Genomic DNA, 22,211 nt, shown 5'->3' with positions numbered 1-22,211 from the left:
GATCACAGACCACCTGGTGAGGGGTGCAATCCGCTCCGTGACCGGACAGCGGAACGGCTCGACCGGATGCCGCCGCGCCACCTGTGGGAGACCGATCGATCTCCGAGACGGCGTCAGGCGCCGGTCCCACGACGGCACCCGGCGGGGACGGCGGCGCACTACGGGCGCCCCGTCGTCCCACCCCGCAGCGAAGCGCGTCCGGCGCTCGGCCGCAGCTGCGGTCGGGGTCACCGTCGCAGCCGGGCCGAGGCCCCGGCTCCCGGCACGGGCACGGCTCCTGGCACGGGCACGGGCACGGGCCCGGCCCCGGTACGGCTCCTGGCACGGGCCGGAACGGCGGAACGCCCCACCCGGCGGAGGGCCGGGCGGGGCGTTCCCCACAAGGTCACACGGGGTGTGACCGCTGAGCCGCCTGTCGGATTCGAACCGACGACCTGCTGTTTACAAGACAGCTGCTCTGACCAGCTGAGCTAAGGCGGCGCGACCCGAGCAGTGTACCGAAGGCGGCGCGGGTCGCACCGGCCCCCGTTCGGTCAGGGCCGGGCGGGGCCGGGCGCCGCGCTCGGGCGGCCCCGAACCAGCCGGACGAAGCCCGTCACCGCCCGGCGCCCGACCCGAAGGCGCGGCGCGCCTCCTCACCGCACGCCGGTGGTCAGCCTCTCCCGCTCCCCCGCGCGAATCCGGTCGCGCAGTTCCCGCAGGTACGGGCTGGGTTCGGCGCCGTACCGCTGCGCCATGGTGGCGCGCAACCGGCCGTAGCAGCCCAACGCCTCGGCCGGGGCGCCGGAGAGCCAGAGTGCCCGCATCAGCTGCCCCCAGCGGTACTCCCGCGGCGAGTCCGCCGCCAGCGCGCGCAACTCGGGCACGAGCGAGGCCGGTTCGATGGCCAGCCTGGCGTCGATGAGCAGGTCGTCGCCGGCCTCCCGGCGCGCCGCCAGCTCCCGCCGGGCGACTCCGACCATCCCCTCCCCCGGCAGGTCGGCCAGCGCGGTGCCGCGCCACAGCGACAGCGTCTCGCGCAGCCGGACGACTGCGGTGGCGGCGTCGCCCTCGCCGAGCGCCCGGCGGCCGGCGGCCAGCCCCGCCCGGAACAGTTCGGCGTCGGACAGCCCCGGCGGCAGTTCCAGGCAGTAGCCGGGCGCCCGGTAGGTGATGACGGTGGCGCCGTCGTCCCCGAGGAGCCGCCGCAGCCGCATCACGTAGTTGCGGACCAGCGCCCGTGCGGTGGCGGGCGGGTCGACCGGCCAGAGCTCCTCGATCAGCACCGGTACGGGCACCGTCCGGCACCGGTTGAGCAGCAGCAGGGCCAGCAGGTGGCGCTGCTTGGCAGCGGCGACCGGATGCCACCGGTCCGTGGTCCGGAGCTCGACGGGCCCGAGCAGTCGAAAGTGCATGTTCCCCCTCGCGGGCGGCGCCGACCGCCCCGCCGGTCGTGGACGGGAGGTGTTCCCGCCCGGTGGCGCGACGTCCCGGTCCCCACCCGGGACCGCCGTCCGGCGTCGGCGATCGCACCGGTCCCATCGTGTGCGGGCCCCCGTCCCAACTCGGTAGCGGCGGCGTAGCGCGCTCCGCGTCCCCGCCGTGTCGGCGCCGGTGGCGGCCCCGTGCCCGCACCGGACCGCCGACTCCGCGACGCACGGCGACGCACCGCGACGACCTCCGGAAACGCCACGTCGTGACTGGTGACACGGGACACCCGTTCGGGTTAGGTTGCGGAGGTCCAGACCCCTGGGCGCTCGACCCCACTCGGATCGTCCGGCACGTTCCTGCCGGTGAGGGAGTACAGAAGCCATGGCTACCGTTACGTTCGACAAGGCCACCCGGGTCTACCCCGGCACCGAGAAGCCCGCCGTCGACCAGCTCGAGATCGACATCGCCGACGGCGAGTTCCTCGTCCTCGTCGGCCCCTCCGGTTGCGGCAAGTCCACCTCGCTCCGCATGCTCGCGGGCCTGGAGGACGTCAACGGCGGCGCGATCCGCATCGGCGACCGCGACGTGACCCACCTGCCGCCGAAGGACCGGGACATCGCCATGGTGTTCCAGAACTACGCGCTCTACCCGCACATGAGCGTCGCGCAGAACATGGGCTTCGCGCTCAAGATCGCCGGCGTCAACAAGACGGACATCCGCACCAAGGTCGAGGAAGCCGCCAAGATCCTCGACCTCACCGAGTACCTGGACCGCAAGCCGAAGGCGCTCTCCGGCGGTCAGCGCCAGCGTGTGGCGATGGGCCGCGCGATCGTGCGTGAGCCCCAGGTGTTCCTCATGGACGAGCCGCTGTCGAACCTGGACGCCAAGCTCCGCGTCCAGACCCGTACGCAGATCGCGGGCCTCCAGCGCCGCCTGGGCGTCACCACCGTCTACGTCACCCACGACCAGGTCGAGGCCATGACCATGGGCGACCGGGTCGCGGTCCTCAAGGGCGGTCTGCTCCAGCAGGTCGACACCCCCCGCAACATGTACGACAAGCCGGCCAACCTCTTCGTCGCGGGCTTCATCGGCTCCCCGGCGATGAACCTGGTCGAGGTGCCGATCACCGACGGCGGCGTGAAGTTCGGCAACAGCGTGGTGCCGATCGAGCGCAGCGCGCTGACCGAGGCCGCGGACCAGGGCGACACCCACGTGGTCGTCGGCTGCCGCCCGGAGCACTTCGACATCGTCGAGAACTCCGGCACCCACCTCGCGAAGGACGACCCGACCGGCGCCGCCGGCCTGGCCGTCACCGTCAACGTCGTCGAGGAGCTCGGCGCCGACGGCTACATCTACGGGACCGCCGAGGTCAACGGCGAGACCAAGGACCTCGTCGTCCGCGTCGGCGGCCGTGAGATCCCGGAGAAGGGCGCCGTGCTGCACGTCGTGCCGCGTGCCGGCGAGACCCACGTCTTCGCCACCGGCTCGGGCAAGCGTCTCTCCGACTGACGTTCGGCGGGCGGTTTCCGCCCGTGACACAGCGAATCGGACCATTGCGGGCCGTATTCTCGCCGGGAGCGAGAGTACGGCCCGCGCTGTCGTCGGCACCTCCGACGCCGGTAGCCGGGCCCTTCCCCGCGCGCCGATGCGTGGGGCCCACTGGAGCGGTTCGGTGAACGCCGGCCCGCCCGGGCCGGTTCGCCGACTCGAACCGGCGAACGTGTGTCCCGACATCGCCCTTGCGGGTGACAAGATGTCGCCACATCACTACACCTCGCTACGATCGCAGTCGTCCCCCGGGCCACTGCAACCGACCGCAACCACACACGCGAGGAAGACATCCAGTGAACCAGGCAGCCCGCCGCATCGGCCGCACCCTTGCCCTTGTCCTCCCGGTCGTCCTGGTGCTCTCCGGGACACTCGCCGTCGCCAAGGTGCCGTGGGCCGAGCCCCCCGCCGACAGCACGGTGGTCAACGCCGGCGCCGAGCGCGCGCCGCAGCAGACCGACGTGGCGCCCGAGCCGCTCCCGGCCGAGGACGAACTGCTGGTCTCGCTCCTCGACGAGCTCCACGCCGCCGACCCCGGCACGGCCCTCACCAGCCTCCAGCGCGAGGTGGAACTCGACCCCGCCCTCGCCGTGCACTGCATGGAGATCGCCCGCGCCCTCGGCCAGGCCGCCGTCGAGAAGTACGGCAGCGCCGTCCTCGCCCAGGAGCACGCGCGCCCGGTCTGCGACACCTCGTTCGCGGCAGGCGTCGCCGGCGCTGTCTGACGCGTCACCGGCAGCGTCGCGTCCGCTGCGGCGGCTCTCTCGCCCGGCCCGCCCCGCGGGCCGGGCGATCCCGTACGCTGCGGATCATGACCGACCTTCCGCACCCCACGCAGGCCGTGGTCCTGGCGGGCGGCCAGGGCTCGCGCCTCCGCCCGTACACCGACGACCGTCCCAAGCCGATGGTGGAGATCCCCGGCACGGGCACTCCGATCATCGGGCACCAGCTGGCGTGGCTCGCCGCGGAGGGCGTCACCGATGTCGTGATCTCCTGCGGCCATCTCGCCGAGGTGCTCCAGGAGTGGCTGCGGGAGACCGAACTCCCGCTGCGTGCGACGACCGTGGTCGAGACGGAACCCCTCGGTCGGGGTGGCGGCCTGAAGTACGCCGCGGCGGCGCTGCCCCGCCCTGACGAGCCCTACTACGCCACCAACGGCGACATCTGGACCCGGTTCTCGCTGCGGGAGATGGCGGAGTTCCACGCCGAGCGCGAGGCGCTGGCGACGCTGGCACTGGCCCGGCCCCGTCTGCCGTGGGGCGCGGTCGCCACCGACGAGATCGGCAACGTCACGGACTTCATCGAGGCACCTCCGGTCTCGTTCCAGATCAACGCGGGCGTGTACGTCTTCTCCCCCGCGTTCACCTCGCTGCTCCCCGACCGCGGCGACCACGAGCGCAACACCTTCCCGAGGCTGGCCCGCCAACGGCTCCTCGCCGGGTTCCCGCTGCCGCAGCGCGCCTACTGGCGGGCGATCGACACGGCCAAGGACCTGAACGAGGCGGCCCGCGAGCTCAACGGGAACTGACGACCGCACCGGCCCGGGCCGGTGCCGGCAGAAGTGAGCGCTTCGGCAGGCGCGGGTCGGTCCGGATGCGCGCCGGCCGGGCGAGCGGCTAGGCGGGCGAGCGGGCGAGCGGCTAGGCGGGCGAGCGGGCGAGCGGGCGAGCGGCGTCAGGGTTCGGGGAGCGCCACCGGCAGCGGCTCCAGGACGAAGGCGGTCCCCCGCTCCCCGCCGAGAAGGACCTCGCCGACCGGGGTGAACCCCGTCCGCTCCAGCACTCGCCGGGAACCGTGGTTGGCCAGGCCGGCCGCGGCCCGGAGTCCCCACAGTCCGTACTCCTCCCGCGCGAGCACGCAGACCCGCCGTACCGCGGCGGTGGCGACACCTCGGCCCGCCGCGCGTTCGGCGACGCGGAACCCGAGCTCCGCCGTCCCGTCGGCCGCGTCGACGAGGTTGAACCGCCCGACCACCGCTCCCGTTTCGTCCAGGAGCACGTGGAAGTGGTCGCGCCCAGCTGCCTGTTCGTCCAGCAGTCGGGTGTGGCGGTCGGTGAAGTCCGCGAAGTAGGAGTCACCGCGGTCCGGCACCCAGCGGGAGAACCAGGCGCGGTTCTCCCGCTCGAACGCGAGTACCGCGTCCGCGTGTTCCGCGCGCAGCCGTTCCAGGCGCGTCGCCCCGGCCGCCGGCCGCCCCCGACCGGCGTCCTCCGTGTTCGTCGTCACACCCGTGCACCTTCCACTCGTCCCCAGCGCCGCGCAAGTGTACGCACACCGTCAAGACCTTCCCACGCCCTACCGCCGCCCGGCCGCACCTGCCGTTCGAACAGCAACGCGGCTGTTCGGGGCGCCACTTCGGAGCCGCTAGGGTGTGGGCGGAAAGTGGACACCGGGCGGGGGCGCGGTGGTGAGTCTCTTTGGGGGAGACACGAACATGAACGCGCCGACGCTCCTCGCGGACAGGTACGAGCTGCTCAGACAGCTCGGCCGCGGCGGTATGGCACAGGTCCATCTCGCGCACGACCGTCGGCTCGGCCGCACGGTCGCCGTCAAGACGCTGCTGTCGGACCACGCCCAGGACACCGTCTTCCAGCAGCGCTTCCAGCGGGAGGCGCAGGCTGTCGCCTCGCTCAACCACCCCTCGATCGCCGCCGTCTACGACACCGGCGAGGGCGAGATCAACGGTGTCGTCGTCCCCTACATCGTCATGGAGTACGTCGAGGGCGCCACCCTGGCGGACCTGCTGGAGCGCGGTCCGATGATGCCGGAGGAGGCACTGCGGATCTGCGCCGGCGTCCTGCGCGCGCTGGCCTACTCCCACGAACACGGCATCGTCCACCGGGACATCAAGCCGGCCAACGTGATGCTCACCACCGAGGGCCAGGTCAAGGTCATGGACTTCGGCATCGCGCGCGCCATGGGCGCGGGCGGGATGACGATGACCGCGACCGCGACCGTGATCGGGACCGCCCACTACCTCTCGCCCGAGCAGGCCCGCGGCGAGAAGGTCGACGCCCGCTCGGACCTCTACTCCTCGGGCTGCCTGCTCTACGAACTCCTTACCGGGCGACCGCCGTTCGACGGCGAGTCCGCGGTCGCGGTGGCGTACCAGCACGTGACCGCCGAGCCGGACCTGCCGAGCAACCGGGCACCGGGCGTCGCGTCGGGGATCGACGACGTGGTGATGGTGTCGCTCGCGAAGGGACGCGAGGAGCGGTACCAGAGCGCGGACGAGATGCGCCTCGACATCGAGGCGGTGCTCGGCTACGCGCCGGTGCCCGGCACCAGCAGCACCCAGCGGGTCACCGCCGTCGGCCACCCCGTGCCGGCGCCCACCCAGAGCGGTGGCGGGCGCCGTGCCGAGCAGCGCGCCGCGCGTTCCGCCGGGGACGACCGGCGCAAGCGCACACTGCTGATCGCGGCGGGCGTCGCCCTCGCGGTGATCTCCATCGTCGCCTTCACCTCGCTCCTCGGCGGCGGCGACGACGACACGTTCACACTGCGGGACTACTCCGGTTCCTCGACCAGCGAGGCTGCCGAGCAGCTCCGGCAGGACGGGCTGACGCCGAAGACGGGCACCGCACGCTCCTGCGGCAAGCCGGAGAAGGTGGTCTGCGCGACCGACCCGGAGGCGGGCTCCCAGGTCACCGACGGGGCGACCATCACCCTCTTCCCCTCCGACGGCACCGGCGAGATCGAGGGCTCCGTAGAGGTTCCCGACGTCACCGGCGAGCAGGAGGACGCCGCCATGAGCGCGCTGCGCGAGGCCGGTCTGGAGCCGGTCCGCGAGACGCGTGAGTCCTCCGAGACGCCGGCGGGGACCGTGCTGTCGCAGAGCCCCGAGGGCGGCGAGGAGGCCGAGGCCGGGTCCGAGGTCACCGTGACCGTCGCCACCGCCCCTGCCGCCGGTGACGGTGGTGGCGGTGGCGGTGGCGAACAGGGCGGCGACACCGGTTCGTCCGCCGCCGAGACCGTGAACGTGCCGGACCTCAACGGGCGTTCCGTCGCCGATGCCAGGGCCGCGCTGGCCGGCCTCGGTCTCGCCGTGGCCGAGGTCAACTCCGAGGACGGTGCCCCGCCCGGCGTCGTCATCGGGCAGGAACCGGCCTCCGGCGCCGCGGTCGCCCCCGGCAGCCCGGTGACGATCACCGTCTCCACCGGGCCGGCCCAGGTGACGACCACGCCGGTCCCCGACGTGGCGGGCTCGCGCTCGATGGAGGCCATGGGCACTCTCCTGGAAGCCGGCTTCATGGCCGATCTGGACCAGTCCTGTCTTCGGCCGCGGAGCACCGCGAGCTACAGCCGACCGGCAGGCGGTGTCCCCGCCGAGGCCGGCAGCTCGGTCACCGTCTTCTGCGAGTCCTCGCACCACGGCGGGCCCGGCGGCCACGACGACGACGATGACGACGACGACTGAGGCGTCCGGGGCGACCCGGCCGTCCGGGGGCGGGGCCCCGCGCTCCGCGTCCCCCTGACCCCGACGACTCGGGGTCAATCCGAAGACCGGCAGGCGCCGGCAGCGCGGCTCGAACGAGAACAGCAACGGCCTGCTTCGCCAGCACTTCCCGAAGGCCACGGGCCTGTCCGCCCACAGCCGCGAACACCTCGACGGTGTCGCCGCCGAACTCAACGGCCGCCCACGCAGAACGCTCGGCTGGGAAACCCAGCCGAGCGCCTGCATGAACTGCTCGCGGCCTGATCACTACGACCACGTGGTGCGACGACCCCGGGAAAGCGCCCGGTGTCTCCCGGGCTCTTGCGTTCTTCGTTCGTCCGCGTTCACCCGGGGCCGGCTGGTCGCGGACGGTGGTGCACAGGTGTCTCACTCGCCGAGGAGGCCACCTAACCGAGCAGTCCACCGATACGGCCGAGACTGCTCCCACCACCTCCCTCGTCCGGGGCTCCCGGCTCCTCAGGCGGCGCCTGCTCCTCGCCACCCGCGCCGCCGGCACCACCGCCGGCGCTGTCGTCGACGGGCGGCGGCGGGGCCGGGGCCTCCTGGCCGGGTGCGGGCTGCTGCGCCGGCGGAGCGGGCTGCTCCTCCGGGGCGGTCCCGGGATTGCTGCCGCTGTCGGGGACGGTCTGCTCGGTGGCGGGGCCGGCTGAGTCCTCCGCCGCCTCCTCCTCCGGCGACTCCGCGCCACCGGCCGGCTGCTCGCCGGGGGTGGTGGCGCCGCCGGGCGCACCACCGGTGGCGGGGGCCTCGGTCGCGTTCTCCTCCAGCACGTCCTCGTCGAGCTCCTCGCCCGGCAGGGTGATGCCCTGCTGGCTGTTGCGGGGCAGCTCCCCGGGGCGGGTGACCGGGTTGAGTTCGGCGGACCGGACGGCGCTGCCGAGCAGCGAACCGAGCAGCAGGGTGGTGCCGACCAGCAGCATCGCCACGAGGCCACCCCGACGGAGCACCCGCCGACGGAGGTCGTTGACGGCGACGCGCGGCCCCAGGGTCCGCCACGCCTCACCGCTGAGCCGGGCGTCCAGCGAGTACACCGGAGCGCCCGCGATGATCATGGGCGACCAGGCGGCGAGCAGGATGATGTCCGGCGCGTCGTAGGCGGGCCCGGACTGCCAGCTGACGGTGACCAGCAGCGCCAGCGAGAGCAGGGCGCCGATGGCGGCGGCGAACCGCTGCCAGAGACCGGCGATGGTGAGGACGCCCACGATGATCTGGACGAACGCCACCGTCAGGCCGGCGCCCACCGGGTGGGCGAGCGCCCAGTCGTGCAGCGGGCCGGCCAGCGCCCACGGCTCCAGGCCGGAGAGCCAGGTGACCATGGAGCCGCGTTCGCCGCCGTCGAAGTAGACGGGGTCGGTGAGCTTGGCGAAGCCGGCGGTGATGGTGATGAAGCCGAGCAGCAGCCGCAGCGGCAGCAGCACGATGCCGAGGCTCATGTTGCGGCCGGGGTAGTACCCCTGGCGGGCGTCGGGCTTGCCGGCGGGGCGGCGGCCCGGGCCGTCCGGGTTGCCGGCCGGCGGATGGGGGTCGTCGGGGTCGGATCCGAAGGAGTCGAACGCCTCACGGGGGTCGCGGGTGAGACGGCCGCCCTCGCCGGGCTCGGGGCCACGCGGCCCCACGACGGAGGGCAGCTTCGGCAGGGTCGCGGTGTCGGTCACACGCGGCAGGAGCTGCGTCGCGACACCGCCCTGCTCGCCGGCCTGCCGTACCGCCTGGAGCAGACCGCCGGCGTCGGTGTCGCCGGGAGCGGCCTGGCCGGTCCACACGACGGGACGCCGCGTCCGGGCCGCGGCGGGCGACCGGCGGATCGCGATGGAACCCATCGGCGCACCCTCCAGTCGGGGGCCGCTGCCGGCGGGCGGGGACGGGGCGGCGAACTCCACCCGGAAGCTGGCGTGATTGACGATGATCTGGGCGGGATCGCACGGCACCTTGACCATGTTCAGCTCGCTTGCATCACCGGTGAAGCCGCTCCGGTCTCCCCCAGAGGCGGCGCGGGGTGTTCGTGTGTCCACACTCCACTAACCGAGTGACCGCCGCTTAGGACACTGCCTGGGCGACAGAAACTGACAGCGACCCGTCAACAGGCGCGTCGCCGCAGGTCGTCGCACGCCGCCTCACTCCCCCTCGGCACACGCCGCGCGCCCGCTTCGCGCGACGAGCGCCCCCCGAAAGAGGGGTTCCGAACCGGCCGCGGTGACCACCGCACCACCCCGGCAGGAGTACGGCGACGGGCCCGGGAGCGGACGACATCGAGGGGAGGGGCGACATCGCAGGGGCGTGCCGGGGGACGCGATACGCCCGTCCCCGTGACGGGGGCGGGCGTATCGATCAGCGTTCCGTCGCACCGCGTGGCACGGACGGCCGGGTCACCAGTGGACGATGAGCTTGTCGCCCTCGTTGACCTGGTCGAACAGCGACTCGATCGCTTCCCGGTCACGGACGTTGACGCACCCGTAGGAGCCGCCCTCGTAGCCGTTCTGCAGGAAGTTCTCCGAGTAGTGCACCGCCTGGCCGCCGTCGAAGAACAGCGCGAACGGCATCGGGGAGTCGTAGATCGTGGAGTGGTGGTCGCGGCTCTTCCAGTAGACCGTGAACTCGCCCTCGCGGGTCTCGTAGCCCTCGGCTCCGAACCGCACGTCCAGCGTCATCCGGACGTCGCCGTCGATGACCCAGGACATCGAGTTGGTGGTCTTGGAGATGCACAGCGCACGACCCGTCATGCAACGGTCGTCCAGCCCCGCCGGGGTCTCCTTCTCGACCTCGGGCACCTCGACGGGAACGAACATCTCGTCCCGCGCCGGCTGCTTCGTGGCGGCCTTGAGCGCGGTCCAGGTGTCGTCGTAGACGGTCCCGGAGACCTCCAGCCCCGCGGCCCGCTGGTAGGACTCGACCGACGTCCGCGTGACGTTGCCGTAGTAGCCGGTGGGGTTGTCCTCGAAGTGGTCCAACTGCACCAGTCGCGCCTGGAGCTCGCGAACCTGGTCGTTGTTGTCGCCGTACCCCATGACCTGCTCGCGCGGGAACAGCTGGTCCTGGGTGGGCTCCTGCGTCTTGTCGAGCAGCAGCGCCCAGGTCGACTCGTGGACGGTGCCGGAGACCTCCAGCGTGTCGTTCGCCTCCTGGAAGGCGGCGACCGCGCCGGTGGTGGTGTCGCCGTAGAAGCCGGTGGGACGGGCCTCGAACACGCCGGTCTGCCCCAGGCGTGCCTGGAGTTCGCGGACCTGGTCGGACTCGTCGCCCGCCTGGAGCAGAACGTCGTCCGGCTCCTCCTCGGGCTCCTCCTCCTCGGCTTCCTCCTCCTCGGGCTCCTCCTCGTCGACGGGGGCCTCACTCGCCTCGTTGGCGACCGGCTTGGCGTCGTCCGCGGCCTCCGGGCCGCCGGAACCGCAGGCGGTCAGCAGCAGTGCGGCCGAGACCACCGCGACCAGCGAACCTCGTATGTGCGCCGAGCGCATGGATGCAACCCCCGAGAGATGGAGTGAAAGGTGCTCTGGGTAGGACGGGCGCCCGGCCGAATACGTTGCCCGTTCCGGAGTAACGAAAGAAGCACGTCCCGGTAACGAGGCCTCCGGCGGTCGTACCACCCGCCGTTGCGCACCAAGTCCTCAGCGCAACCTACCATTCGGGCGGCAGGCACGAACGGCCTTCGACCGCACGGGGGATGGGCGTCCGATTCCGGCCACCGACGGCGGGCCACGCGCCCCGCACGGCGGTCCGGACGCAAACGGCGACGCCCGGTCGCGCCCGAGGAGGACTCGGGTGCGACCGGGCGTCGCGTGCGGTGGCGGTGACGCCGGTCAGCGGCGCCTGCGGGCCGCCTCGTACAGCACCACGCCGGCCGCGACGCCCGCGTTCAGCGACTCGGCGCCCCCCGGCATGTCGATCCGCACCAGCGCGTCGCAGGTCTCGCCGACCAGCCGCGACAGCCCCTTGCCCTCGCTGCCGACCACGACGACGACCGGGCCGTCCAGCGCCGGAGCCTCGCTCAGCTCCACTCCGCCCTCGGCGTCGAGGCCGATCACCTGGATGCCCTCCTTCTGGTACGCCTGGAGGGTCCGCGTCAGGTTGGTGGCGCGGGCCACCGGCGTGCGCGCGGCGGTACCCGCCGAGGTCTTCCACGCGGAGGCGGTCATCCCGGCGGCCCGGCGCTCGGGCACGACCACCCCGTGACCGCCGAAGGCGGAGACGGAACGGACCACGGCGCCGAGGTTCCGCGGGTCGGTGACACCGTCGAGCGCCACGATCAGCGCGTCCTCGCCGGCCTCGGAAGCCGCCGCGGAGAGGTCGTCGGGGTGGGCGTAGTCGTACGGCGGGATCTGGAGGACCAGCCCCTGGTGGTTGAGGTGGTTGGTCATGCGGTCCAGCTCGGGCCGGGGCGCCTCCACCAGCCGGAGGCCGCTCTCCGTCGCCAGCCGGACCGCCTCGCGGACCCGGTCGTCGCTGTCGATGAACTGCTGCACGTACAGCGCGTTGGCGGGGACCCCCTCGCGCAGCGCCTCGACGACGGGGTTGCGGCCCACCACCAGCTCGGAGGGCGACTTCCCGCCCGGCCGGCGGGCCGGGCGGGCGACGGCCTTGCGGGCCTTGAGGTGGGCGGCACGCTGCTTGGCGTGGCCCTTGCGCATCTCGGCCGGCGGGGTCGGGCCCTTGCCCTCCAGCGACCTGCGGCGGTTCCCGCCGGTGCCGGCGGTCGCGCCCTTCTTGTTGGAGGTGCGGCGGTTGCGGCGCTGGCTGTTGCCTGCCATGAGGGTTACCTGGTCCTTCGGAGGGTCGTGCGTATCGCTTCTCGCGCGCCGGATGCGCGCGGACGAGGGACGGAGGTCCGTCGCCCGGGGCCGGGCCCCTTCTCGGGGCCCGGCGCGGTCAGGGAGGGGTTCACGGGCGCTGCCCCAGCTCCCAGCGGGGCCCGGTCGGGGTGTCCTCGATGGCCAGGCCCGCGTCCTTGAGCCGGTCGCGGATGGCGTCGGCGGTGCCGTAGTCCTTGCGCTCCCGTGCCGCCTGGCGCTGGTCGAGAACGAGGTGGACCAGGCTGTCGACCGCCGCGTGGAGCTGCTCGGTCCGGCCGCCGGTCGCGCCGGCCCACCGCTCGTCCAGCGGGTCCATGCCGAGGATCCCCAGCATGGAGCGGACCTGCCCGGCCAGCGCCGCCACGGACTCCTTGTCGCCCTCGTCGAGCGCGGCGTTTCCCTGCCGGACGGTGGTGTGCACCACCGCCATCGCCTGGGGCACGGCGAGGTCGTCGTCCATCGCGGCGGCGAAATCGGCGGGCGGCTCGGCGGCGGGGGCGACCGGACCGACCTGCTCGACCGCCCGTTGCAGGAAACCCTCGACGCGGCCAAGGGCGTGCTCGGCCTCGGTGAGCGCCTCCTCGCTGTACTCGATGGTGGAGCGGTAGTGCGGCGTGCCGAGGTAGTACCGCAGCACCAGCGGGCGCCACCGGTGGAGCATCTCCGAGACGAGGACCGAGTTCCCGAGCGACTTGCTCATCTTCTCGCCGCTCATGGTCACCCACGCGTTGTGCAGCCAGTAGGCGGCGAACTCGTCGCCGAACGCCTTGGCCTGGGCGATCTCGTTCTCGTGGTGCGGGAAGACCAGGTCCAGTCCGCCGCCGTGGATGTCGAAGGCGGCGCCGAGGTACTTGTGGGCCATCGCCGAGCACTCCAGGTGCCAGCCGGGCCTGCCGGGCCCCCACGGGGTGTCCCAGGCGGGCTCGCCCGGCCGGGACGCCTTCCACAGTGCGAAGTCGCGCGGGTCGCGCTTGCCGGTCTCCCCCTCGCCGGCGGGCTGCCGCAGGTCGTCGAGGTCCTGGTTGGACAGTTCCAGGTAGCCGGGGAAGGAGCGCACGTCGAAGTAGACGTTGCCCTCGGCGGCGTAGGCGTGGCCGCGCTCGATCAGCGCGTCCATCATCGCGACCATCTCGGGGACGTGGCCGGTGGCGCGGGGCTCGTAGGTCGGGGGGAGGCAACCGAGAGAGGAGTAGGCGTGGTCGAACGCCCGCTCGTTCTCGAAGCCGATGGCCCACCAGGGGCGCCCCTGCTCGGCGCTCTTGACGATGATCTTGTCGTCGATGTCGGTGACGTTGCGGACGAACGTCACGTCGTACCCGCGGTGCGTGAGCCAGCGGCGCAGGATGTCGAAGTTGAGCCCCGAGCGGATGTGCCCGATGTGCGGGGCGGCCTGCACGGTGGCACCACACAGGTAGATCGAGACGCACCCGGGAACGAGCGGGGTGAAGTCGCGGATCTGCCGGGCGCTGGTGTCGTACAGGCGAAGGGTCACGCAACCAGGGTAGTAGGAAGACCGACCGGCTCGTGCACCTCGTTCAGGGGTACCGCACGCGGCCGGGCGCGGTGGCCCGCCGACCGGACGGGCCGTCCGCCGCGCCGCGGCACCGCGGGCGGGGCCCGGCGGCCGGGTGACCGGCCACCGGACCACCGGTCACCGTCAGTCCAGCCCCTGGCCGACGATCTTCTGCGGCGTGATCCGCACGACGACGCGCGGCGCGTCCTGCCCGGCGGAGGAGTTGAACTCGGCGTACCGCTTCCCCGTGTACTTCAGCGACAGCTCGTCGATGAGCCGGCCCTCGGGGTCCGGCACCAGTTCGGCGGTGCCGCGGATCTCGGCGTAGCTGTACGGCGACTCCGCCGGATTGACCATGACGGTGACTCGCGGGTCACGCGCGAGGTTGCGCGTCTTGCGGCGGTCCTCGGTCGTGGAGATCAGGACGTCGCCGTCGGCGTGCGTCACCCAGACGGGCGACAGCTGCGGACTGCCGTCCGGCTGCACGGTGGCGACCGTCACGAACATCTTGGAGTCGAGGGTTTCCTTGAGCTTGTCGGAGAGCTGCGCTGCCACGATGGACCGTCCTTGTCGGATGGGAGAGCCTCGTCGGTGGTGCCGGGAGAAGGCCGCCGGGCCTCCGCTCGGGGCCCGGGAGCCGGGAGCCGCCAGCGTACTCGCGGCCCCCTCCCCCGCTCCCCCGTCCGCTCGTCGGCGCGCCGCCCCGCCGGTCGCGGGGCGGCGGCGCCGAGCAGCGGGTCGGGCCTCAGCGCACCAGCAGTGCGGTGGCGATCGCGGCGAGGCCCTCGCCCCGGCCGGTCAGCCCCAGGCCGTCGGTGGTGGTCCCGGAGACGGAGACCGGTGCGCCGACCGCGCGCGAGAGCGCCTGCTGAGCCTCCACTCGGCGCTTGCCCACCTTGGGCCGCACCCCGATCACCTGTACGGCGACGTTCCCGATGTGGAAACCCTCGGCCCGCACGATGCGGGCGGCCTCCGCCAGCAGGGTGACCCCCGCGGCGCCGGACCACTCCGGACGGGCGGTGCCGAAGTGTGCTCCCAGGTCGCCGAGGCCGGCGGCGGAGAACAGCGCGTCGCAGGCGGCGTGCGCGGCGACGTCACCGTCGGAGTGGCCCGCCAACCCCCAGCCGGCCACCTCGGGCCCGTCCCAGCGCAGCCCGGCGCACCACAGCTCGCGGCCCTGCTCGAAGGCGTGCACGTCGGTCCCCACCCCGACGAGGGGGAGGCCGGGGATGGGCGCCGGCGGCGGGGAGAGTTCGGGGTCCCCGCCCCCTACCGGGGTGTCGCCTCCGGTGTTGTCGTGGGCTGCGCTCATGGTGCGGTGGTCTCCCTGCGGGCGAGTACGGCCTCGGCGAGGACGAGGTCCAACGGTCGGGTGATCTTGAACGCTTCCTCATGGCCCGGGACCAGCACCACGGGGCGGCCGAGCCGCTCGACCATGCCGGCGCAGTCGGTGGCGCCTTCGCCGCCGAGGCCCTCGGCAGCGTTGCCGTGGGCCTCGGCCAGTACCGACCGGTCGAATCCCTGCGGAGTCTGGACGGCGCGCAGGTCGGCGCGGTCGACGGTGTCCACGACGGGCTCGGGTGCGCCGGCGGGGCGGTTCGGGTCGCGGCCGACCCGCTTGACGGTGTCGGTCACCGGCAGGGCGGGGACCACGGCCGGCGCCCCCGCGCGGACGGTGGCGACGACGCTGTCGACGGTCGCCGCCGGGACCAGCGCGCGGGCGGCGTCGTGGACGAGCACCACGTCCACCTCCTCGGGGAGCGCGGCGAGTCCGAGGCGCACGGACTCCTGGCGGTTGGCGCCGCCGGGGACCACGACGATCTCGACGGCGGCGGGCAGTGGTGCGCTCGCCAGCATCGCGCGCACCGCGTCGGGGCTCTCGGGCGGCGCGACGACGACGACCAGCGAGACCTCGTCGGCCTGGCACATCGCCCGTACCGCGTGGACCAGCACGGGAGCACCGCCGAGGTCCCGCAGCGCCTTCGGCGCGCCCGGACCCAGCCGTTCACCCCGGCCGGCGGCGGGAACCACGGCGGCGGTACGGCCTCCGGAGCGAGGGGGGACCGGCGGTGCGGCCGACTCGGCCGCCCCCGCGCCGCGAGGCGGCGCGGGGGCGGGGAGCGGGGAGCCGGAGGACTTATCAGACATTGACATCGGGCCCAATGTTTGTTCCGGGGGGCGGGGTGGGTATGGCCACAGCGTGCCGGGCGGCACCGTGGTCGGTCCCTTCCGTGACTGTCCGATCGCGGTCTGTCCCAGGCGGCAGCAGCACCCCATCCGGGGAGCGGTTCCGCGACGCGACGCCCACGGGTGTCGAGGACCGCGGGACGGCGCGGAGACGGGGTGTGCGGTGGACGCACCGCAGCGCCCGTCCGGCACCTCGGTGCCGTGGGGGCGCTGCGTGATGTGCGCTTACCGTTCGCGTGCCGCAGGCAGAGCGTTCACCCGGCGTCCGGCGCGTCGCGCTCGCGCGCGCAGATGTCCGGTTGCCGCGTCCTTCACCCGTTGCCGCCGGGCGCACCGCCACCGGCGTGTCAGAAGCCGGTACGGCGAGCCTGGCTGCGTGCCGTGCGCCGCGCCCGGGTTTTCGGCGCGGTCGTACGGTTCGGTGCTGCGTGGAGGACGGCGGCCGTGACGGCCGCCCGGGACTGTCGACGGTGACGGTCGGCGGGCGCCGGACCGGCGTGCCGAACCGGGCGTCAGGAGGCGAGGACCTCGTCGAGCAGCGTCTCGGCCTTGTCCTCGTTGGTGGCCTCGGCGAGCGCGAGCTCGCTGACGAGGATCTGACGGGCCTTGGCGAGCATGCGCTTCTCGCCCGCGGACAGGCCGCGCTCCCGCTCGCGACGCCACAGGTCGCGGACGACCTCGGCGACCTTGATGACGTCGCCGGAGGCGAGCTTCTCCAGGTTCGCCTTGTAACGGCGGGACCAGTTGGTGGGCTCTTCCGCGTACGGGGCGCGCAGCACCTCGAACACGCGGTCCAGACCCTCCTGTCCCACGACATCGCGCACACCCACGAGCTCGGCGTTCTCCGCCGGGACGCGGACTTCCAGGTCGCCCTGAGCAACCTTCAACACCAGGTAGAGCTTGTCCACGCCTTTGATCTGGCGAGTTTCGATTGCCTCAATCAGCGCGGCCCCATGATGGGGATAGACCACGGTGTCGCCAACCTTGAACGTCATGTGACAGGTACCCCTTCCGTGGTTATCCAGGGTAACACGCCTTCACACGCTACTGAATGACGTTTTCGCAGGTCAGGCCATATCTCGGGGGTTGACAAGGACGCCGCGGGCGTGCTGCGGACGCCCGGTTCGGGCAGGTATCCGCAGGTCGGGGGGCGGGTGGACACAACCGGATTCACACCGCACGGGCGGCCGAGAAGTCGCACCCAACACCCCGAAAGACGGGGAATGGCGCCCGTTTTGTCCTAGTTACCAGAATCACGGCGCGGGCCGATCCCCGTGCATCGGGAATTGATCACCGGAACGGTTCCCGAAAGCACACCGTTCGGTCGCCGGCGCTCCGCCCGGACCACGCCTTTCCCCCCGCTCGCACCCCTCACGGGCGCCACCGGCGCCCCTCCTGGAGCCCTGACGAAAGCCGCTCGTGGAGATCCCGCGCGCGACGCGCCCGGGGCGAGTGCGGAGGCCGCGACCGGGGTGGGTAGGCTGGCTGGCCGACAGATCGAAGACGACCTGAGAACCCTCTCGACGATCACTGACGACCAGGCGGACCGCGTCCGAGCGGGCCGCCTCCCGTTCGCCCAAGGAGATGCCGCCGCCGTGAGCAGCAGCCTTCGACGCGGTGGCTTGGCCGCGACCGCAGTGTTCACGCTCATCCCGCTCACCGCCGCGTGCGGTGCGGGCCTCAACGCCGAGACCAACCTCGTCCAGCCGCCGAACGCATCGCGGCAGATCGACGACGTCAAGATCGAGAGCATCAACGTCGTCCTTTCCGAGGACGGCCCCGCAGCTGTCACCGGCCGGATCTTCAACGACAGCACCGAGCCGCTGACGCTGCTCTCCATCACCCTCCCCGACTCCGGCGAGGAGTTCGAACTCGTCCCGGTCGAGGGTGAGTCCACCCTCGAAATCCCCGCCAAGGGCTCCATCGGCCTCGGCGGCGAGGGCAACGCCGGTGCGTTCGTCACCGACGCCGAGGGTGCGGGCGTGCTGCTGGGTAACGCCCAGGCGCTCGTCTTCGACATCCAGGAGGTCGGCACCGCCGAGCTCCGCGCCACCGTCGTCCCGATGGTCGGGGTGGACGGCGCGTTCGCCCACTACGAGCTGTGGGGCCCGGACGGCATCGCCGGTACCGAGGACGACCCCGCCGAGGACGGCACCGACGACTCCGCGGACGCCGACGGCGCCGAGGACGGCACCGGCCCCGAGGACGGCGAGGACGAGGGCCAGGACACCGAGGGCCAGGGCAGCGACGGCCAGTCCCCGGGCGAGACGGAGGAAGGCGCGGGCGACACCGCCGGCACCGGTACCGAGGGCTGACGCTCCCGTCACCTTCCGCGGCGCGGCGGGCGACCGCCACGCCAGGCGCGCACAGCACGGCCGGGGCCGGTGCTCCACCCGCAGGGGTGGGGCACCGGCCCCGGCCGTCGTGTCGTTCAGCCTCCGCCGTCGGCCGGGCGGCCGACGGCGGAGACCGTCCGTCACGGCTCGAACTTGTAACCGAGTCCGCGGACCGTCACCAGGTAGCGCGGGGCGCCCGGGTCCGGCTCGATCTTGGCGCGCAGCCGCTTCACGTGCACGTCCAGCGTCTTGGTGTCGCCGACGTAGTCGGCCCCCCAGACCCGGTCGATCAACTGCATCCGGGTGAGGACGCGGCCGGCGTTGCGCAGCAGCATGGCGAGGAGGTCGAACTCCTTGAGCGGCAGGTCGACCTTCCGGCCGTCCACGGTTACCACGTGACGGTCCACGTCCATGCGGACCGGGCCGGCCTCCAGCGCCGTGGGCACCTCCTCCTCCGTCTCGCCGCGGCGCCGGAGCACCGCGCGGATACGGGCGACCAGCTCGCGGGAGGAGAACGGCTTGGTGACGTAGTCGTCGGCCCCTATCTCCAGCCCGACGACCTTGTCGATCTCGCTGTCCTTGGCGGTCACCATGATGACCGGGACGTTGGACCGGCCGCGGAGCTGGCGGCACACCTCGGTGCCGGGGAGCCCGGGGAGCATGAGGTCGAGCAGGACGAGGTCGGCGCCGTTGCGCTCGAACTCGTCCAGTCCCTCGGGCCCGGTGGCGGCGATGGCCACCTCGAAGCCTTCCTTGCGGAGCATGTACGACAAGGCGTCGCTGAACGACTCCTCGTCCTCGACCACGAGTACACGGGTCACGGGAGCGCCTCCCGGGCGATTTCGTCGGTGCGGATGGGAACGGGGGGTGCGGCGGCCGGCTGTCGGCCGGGGTGACCGGCGACGGCGGCTGCGGTGAGGTGGCTGATGGGCCCGGTGGTCCCGGGCCGGTCGAGCGCCATGGCGGCGGCGCGGCCGGTGCCGTCGCCGGGTTCGCGGCCCGGCCGGGGCGGTGAGCCGGGTCGGGGTGCGGCCTCCGGCGCCGCTCCGGGCTCCGGGGCGGCGGCGGTGCGCTCCTGGTCGGCGGGCAGGTCGCCGGTGGCGGGCTCCTGGGGGCCGCGGGCTGCTGCGGCCTCGCCGCCGCCCGCGGCGGACGGGCCGCCCTGCGGGGGCTCCGGGGTGCGAGTGCCGCCCGGCGGGGTCTCGCCGGGGGATTCGGGTACGTCGTCCGGGCTGCGGAGCGCGCCGCTGACACCGTCGCGGTCCTTCCGCGCCGCCTGGTGGCGGGCGCGGGCGCTCCCCGGCTCGGGCAGGGTCAGGGTGAAGGTGGAGCCCTGGCCCTCGGCGCTCCAGACGTTGACGGAGCCGCCGTGGGAGGCCGCGACGTGCTTGACGATGGCCAGGCCGAGTCCGGTGCCGCCGGTGGCGCGGGAGCGGGCCGGGTCCACCCGGTAGAAGCGTTCGAAGATCCGCTCGCGGTCGGTCTCGGAGATCCCTATCCCCTGGTCGGTCACGGAGATCTCGATCTGCCGCTGCTGCCTGCCGGCGGCGGTCCCGCCGGCCCGCGGCACCGGCAGGTGGCTGACGGCGATGGCCACCCGGGTGGAGGGCGGGCTGTAGTTCACGGCGTTCTCGACGAGGTTGCCGAGCGCGGCGGCGAGCTGGCCCCGGTTGCCCCAGACCCGCAGCCCGGTGGTGCCGCCGCTGGCCATGCTGATGTCCTTGGTGGTCGCCGGCTGCCGGCAGCGGTCCATCGCCTCGGTGACGAGCTCGTCCACGCTGACCAGCTCCGCGTTGGTCAGCGGGTCGTTGTCCTGGACGCGGGACAGGTCTATCAACTCCTGCACCAGGCTGGTCAGCCGCGTCGCCTCCACCTGCATGCGCCCACCGAACCGTCGGACCGTCTCCGGGTCGTCGCAGGCGTCGACCACGGCTTCGGAGAGCAGGGAGAGCGCCCCGGCCGGGGTCTTCAGCTCGTGGCTGACGTTGGCGACGAAGTCGCGGCGGACCGCCTCGATGCGACGCGCCTCGGTGCGGTCCTCCACCAGCAGCAGCACCAGCCGTGAGCCCAGCGGCGCGGAGCGGGCGGAGACGGCGAGGACGTCGCTTCGGGAGTGGCCGCGGGGCGGCAGCTCCAGTTCGCGCTGCCGGATCTCGCCGTCGCGACGGGTGGCACGCGCCATCTGGAGCATGGGTTCCACGGAGAGCCGCCCCCCTCGGACCAGCCCGAGAGCGTAAGCGGCGGAGCTGGCCTTGACGACGCTGTCCGCCTCGTCGAGCACGACGGCGGAGGAGCGGAGCACGGAGAGCACCGTGTCCACGCCCGCCGGGAGCGTCGTCGGCTCGGGGGCCTGTGCGGCGGCGCGGTGCGGGCGGGTCCGCTCGCGCTCGCTGATCCGGAAGGCCAGCATGGCGACGACGCCGGTGCAGAGCCCGACGAGCGCTGCCACCGCGGCGACCGCCGTGTTCACGTCCATGTCCTCAGGTTATGCGGGTGACGCACGGCGGCCACAGCTCTGCGCGACGATGCTCGTCCGCAGGCCGGAAGATGTTCACCTAGGAGAAAGTCCGGGTTCACCTGGAGCGGCGCGGGGCGTCTCCTTCGGAGCGGAGCGTGGAACCGCAACGGGCGGGTACCGGTTTCATTGCCGGACACCGCGGCCCCCGACACAGGTGACTCGGCGGCTCGTAGAGTGGTTGGGACCGGCTAGGAAGGTACACAGATGCGTGACGCTTATCACGAGGAACTGGACGCCATCAGCGACAGTCTCGTGGAGATGGCCCGGTTCGTCGGCTCCGCCATGGGGCGGGCGACCACGGCCATGCTCGACGCCGACCTCAAGCTCGCCGAGAGCGTGATCGAGGCGGACAGCAAGGTCGACCAGATGCACCGCGACCTGGAGAACAACGCCATCGCCCTGCTGGCCCGCCAGCAGCCGGTCGCCACCGACCTGCGGATCGTCGTGACCTCGCTGCGGATGAGCGCCGACCTGGAGCGCTCCGGCGACCTGGCGGAGCACGTCGCGAAGGTGGCGCGGCTGCGGTTCCCCGAGTCGGCGGTCCCCCGCGACCTGCAGGCGACCATCCTGGAGATGGGGCAGCTGGCGCAGCGCCTGATGGCGAAGGCCGCCGAGGTCCTCATCACCAAGGACGTCGAGCTGGCGATGCAGCTGGAGCAGGACGACGACGAGATGGACACGCTGCACCGGACGCTGTTCCGCCACCTGATGGACGACCGGTGGAAGCACGGCGTCGAGACGGCCGTGGACGTGACGCTGCTGGGCCGCTACTACGAGCGCTTCGCGGACCACGCGGTCTCGGTCGCGCGCCGCATGGTCTACCTGGTGACGGGCGAGCACGCGGACGAGTTCGAGCCGGAGTCGCTGACGCAGGCGGTCGCCGCGGAGAAGAAGACCGAGAGCTGAGCCGGAACGCCGCCGGATGCCGGGCCCCTCTCGGCGCCCGGCGGCCTCCTGCCTCGCGCCGCCGTCCCCTTCGGAGGGGGCGGCGGCGCTCGTCTTGTGCCCGGGCACGCGGCGGGTCCGTTACGGAGTCCGGCCCGACCGGCGGTGCCGCTCGTTCGGTGGGTGGCGCCAGGGTGCACGGCCCGGCGCCCTGACGCACCAGGGGGCGCTGGGGTCGCCGCGCGCCCTCCTCGGGGCACGGCTCGTGCGCCGTGGTGTGCACCCGACGGGTCGCCGTCCGGCGGGTAGCGGTCGGGGCCACGGGAACGGTACGGGCAAGCGGTAATTCTTGAGGAGGAATTCCCATGACCCACTCCATCGCCCCCCTTCGCGGCTGCAGCTGCGGTTCGAGCTGCTCCTGCGGCTGCAAGTCCGGTGGCTCCTGCCAGTGCGGCGGTGCCTGCAGCTGAGCCGCCGCCGAAGGCCCGCGGAGTCGCGCCTCATCCCGCCGCTCGCCGACGACTCCGCCGAGGCACGGGCAGCGCTGGCCGGGCAGCTCGACGCCGTCGAC

At 73.2% G+C, this 22,211-nt stretch carries 17 protein-coding genes, 1 tRNA gene and 2 pseudogenes; 7 read left to right on the top strand and 13 right to left on the bottom strand.

What is annotated here, in order from left to right; genetic code table 11:
• Positions 1–406: 406 nt before the first annotated feature.
• Positions 407–480, bottom strand: a tRNA-Thr gene (locus HCJ92_RS06800).
• A gap of 155 nt (positions 481–635) precedes the next feature.
• The gene (locus tag HCJ92_RS06795; RefSeq protein WP_167932527.1) at positions 636–1,394 is read right to left on the bottom strand and encodes an AfsR/SARP family transcriptional regulator; all 759 of its coding nucleotides are present in this window, start codon (positions 1,392–1,394) and stop codon (positions 636–638) included.
• A gap of 397 nt (positions 1,395–1,791) precedes the next feature.
• Between HCJ92_RS06795 and HCJ92_RS06790 the strand changes: the two genes are divergently transcribed.
• The 3 genes from HCJ92_RS06790 to HCJ92_RS06780 all read left to right on the top strand — a co-directional run bounded on the left by HCJ92_RS06790 (position 1,792) and on the right by HCJ92_RS06780 (position 4,486).
• On the top strand, positions 1,792–2,919 hold the full coding sequence (locus HCJ92_RS06790; RefSeq protein WP_167932526.1) for an ABC transporter ATP-binding protein: 1,128 nt from the start codon (positions 1,792–1,794) through the stop codon (positions 2,917–2,919).
• A 335-nt stretch (positions 2,920–3,254) separates the two neighbouring features.
• The gene (locus HCJ92_RS06785) at positions 3,255–3,683 is read left to right on the top strand and encodes a hypothetical protein (RefSeq protein ID WP_167932525.1); all 429 of its coding nucleotides are present in this window, start codon (positions 3,255–3,257) and stop codon (positions 3,681–3,683) included.
• Between the two features lie 86 nt (positions 3,684–3,769).
• Positions 3,770–4,486, top strand: coding sequence for a nucleotidyltransferase family protein (locus tag HCJ92_RS06780; protein ID WP_167932524.1), 717 nt, complete (start codon positions 3,770–3,772; stop codon positions 4,484–4,486).
• A gap of 146 nt (positions 4,487–4,632) precedes the next feature.
• Here HCJ92_RS06780 and HCJ92_RS06775 read toward each other — a convergent pair whose 3' ends face one another.
• Positions 4,633–5,184 (bottom strand): GNAT family N-acetyltransferase, encoded by a 552-nt coding sequence (locus HCJ92_RS06775; RefSeq protein ID WP_338054055.1) that lies wholly within the window; start codon positions 5,182–5,184, stop codon positions 4,633–4,635.
• Between the two features lie 208 nt (positions 5,185–5,392).
• Here HCJ92_RS06775 and pknB point away from each other — a divergent pair, with 208 nt between their 5' ends.
• The gene (gene pknB / locus HCJ92_RS06770) at positions 5,393–7,375 is read left to right on the top strand and encodes a Stk1 family PASTA domain-containing Ser/Thr kinase (RefSeq protein ID WP_167932523.1); all 1,983 of its coding nucleotides are present in this window, start codon (positions 5,393–5,395) and stop codon (positions 7,373–7,375) included.
• Between the two features lie 100 nt (positions 7,376–7,475).
• Positions 7,476–7,657: pseudogene (locus tag HCJ92_RS06765) on the top strand (transposase); the annotation flags it as partial.
• A 143-nt stretch (positions 7,658–7,800) separates the two neighbouring features.
• Here the strand turns inward: HCJ92_RS06765 and HCJ92_RS06760 are convergent.
• The 8 genes from HCJ92_RS06760 to HCJ92_RS06720 form a co-directional block, all read right to left on the bottom strand.
• Complete coding sequence (locus tag HCJ92_RS06760) at positions 7,801–9,351, bottom strand: DoxX family protein (protein WP_167932522.1); 1,551 nt, start codon at positions 9,349–9,351, stop codon at positions 7,801–7,803.
• A gap of 429 nt (positions 9,352–9,780) precedes the next feature.
• Complete coding sequence (locus tag HCJ92_RS24735) at positions 9,781–10,869, bottom strand: L,D-transpeptidase family protein (protein ID WP_245240650.1); 1,089 nt, start codon at positions 10,867–10,869, stop codon at positions 9,781–9,783.
• A gap of 342 nt (positions 10,870–11,211) precedes the next feature.
• Positions 11,212–12,159, bottom strand: coding sequence for a 23S rRNA (guanosine(2251)-2'-O)-methyltransferase RlmB (gene rlmB, locus HCJ92_RS06745; RefSeq protein WP_167932521.1), 948 nt, complete (start codon positions 12,157–12,159; stop codon positions 11,212–11,214).
• Positions 12,160–12,289: 130 nt separating this feature from the next.
• Positions 12,290–13,693, bottom strand: coding sequence for a cysteine--tRNA ligase (gene cysS, locus HCJ92_RS06740; RefSeq protein ID WP_167932520.1), 1,404 nt, complete (start codon positions 13,691–13,693; stop codon positions 12,290–12,292).
• 165 nt (positions 13,694–13,858) lie between these two features.
• Positions 13,859–14,269 (bottom strand): TIGR03618 family F420-dependent PPOX class oxidoreductase, encoded by a 411-nt coding sequence (locus HCJ92_RS06735; RefSeq protein ID WP_167932519.1) that lies wholly within the window; start codon positions 14,267–14,269, stop codon positions 13,859–13,861.
• Positions 14,270–14,459: 190 nt separating this feature from the next.
• The gene (gene ispF, locus HCJ92_RS06730; RefSeq protein ID WP_209310800.1) at positions 14,460–15,026 is read right to left on the bottom strand and encodes a 2-C-methyl-D-erythritol 2,4-cyclodiphosphate synthase; all 567 of its coding nucleotides are present in this window, start codon (positions 15,024–15,026) and stop codon (positions 14,460–14,462) included.
• Positions 15,023–15,862 (bottom strand): 2-C-methyl-D-erythritol 4-phosphate cytidylyltransferase, encoded by an 840-nt coding sequence (ispD, locus tag HCJ92_RS06725; protein WP_167932539.1) that lies wholly within the window; start codon positions 15,860–15,862, stop codon positions 15,023–15,025. Before ispD ends, ispF begins: the two co-directional genes overlap by 4 nt.
• A 551-nt stretch (positions 15,863–16,413) precedes the next feature.
• Entirely contained in the window at positions 16,414–16,896 is a 483-nt protein-coding gene (locus HCJ92_RS06720; RefSeq protein ID WP_167932518.1) for a CarD family transcriptional regulator, read from the bottom strand.
• 600 nt (positions 16,897–17,496) lie between these two features.
• Here HCJ92_RS06720 and HCJ92_RS06715 point away from each other — a divergent pair.
• Entirely contained in the window at positions 17,497–18,216 is a 720-nt protein-coding gene (locus tag HCJ92_RS06715) for a DUF461 domain-containing protein (protein ID WP_167932517.1), read from the top strand.
• 161 nt (positions 18,217–18,377) lie between these two features.
• On the opposite strand, the gene phoP is transcribed toward HCJ92_RS06715, so the two are convergent.
• Together phoP and HCJ92_RS06705 are read right to left on the bottom strand one after the other, a co-directional pair.
• A complete protein-coding gene (gene phoP / locus HCJ92_RS06710) occupies positions 18,378–19,058 on the bottom strand; it encodes a two-component system response regulator PhoP (protein ID WP_167932516.1) in 681 nt (226 codons plus the stop codon).
• A 203-nt stretch (positions 19,059–19,261) separates the two neighbouring features.
• Positions 19,262–20,713 (bottom strand): annotated as a pseudogene (locus HCJ92_RS06705) (sensor histidine kinase); the annotation flags it as partial.
• 246 nt (positions 20,714–20,959) lie between these two features.
• On the opposite strand from HCJ92_RS06705, the gene phoU reads away from it, so the two are divergent.
• Complete coding sequence (gene phoU / locus HCJ92_RS06700) at positions 20,960–21,661, top strand: phosphate signaling complex protein PhoU (RefSeq protein WP_167932515.1); 702 nt, start codon at positions 20,960–20,962, stop codon at positions 21,659–21,661.
• Positions 21,662–22,211: the final 550 nt, after the last annotated feature.

Origin of the sequence: Streptomyces spiramenti (assembly GCF_012034385.1) — a bacterium.
Lineage (GTDB): Bacteria > Actinomycetota > Actinomycetes > Streptomycetales > Streptomycetaceae > Streptomyces > Streptomyces spiramenti.
This window is presented reverse-complemented; position numbering and strand designations above follow the sequence as displayed.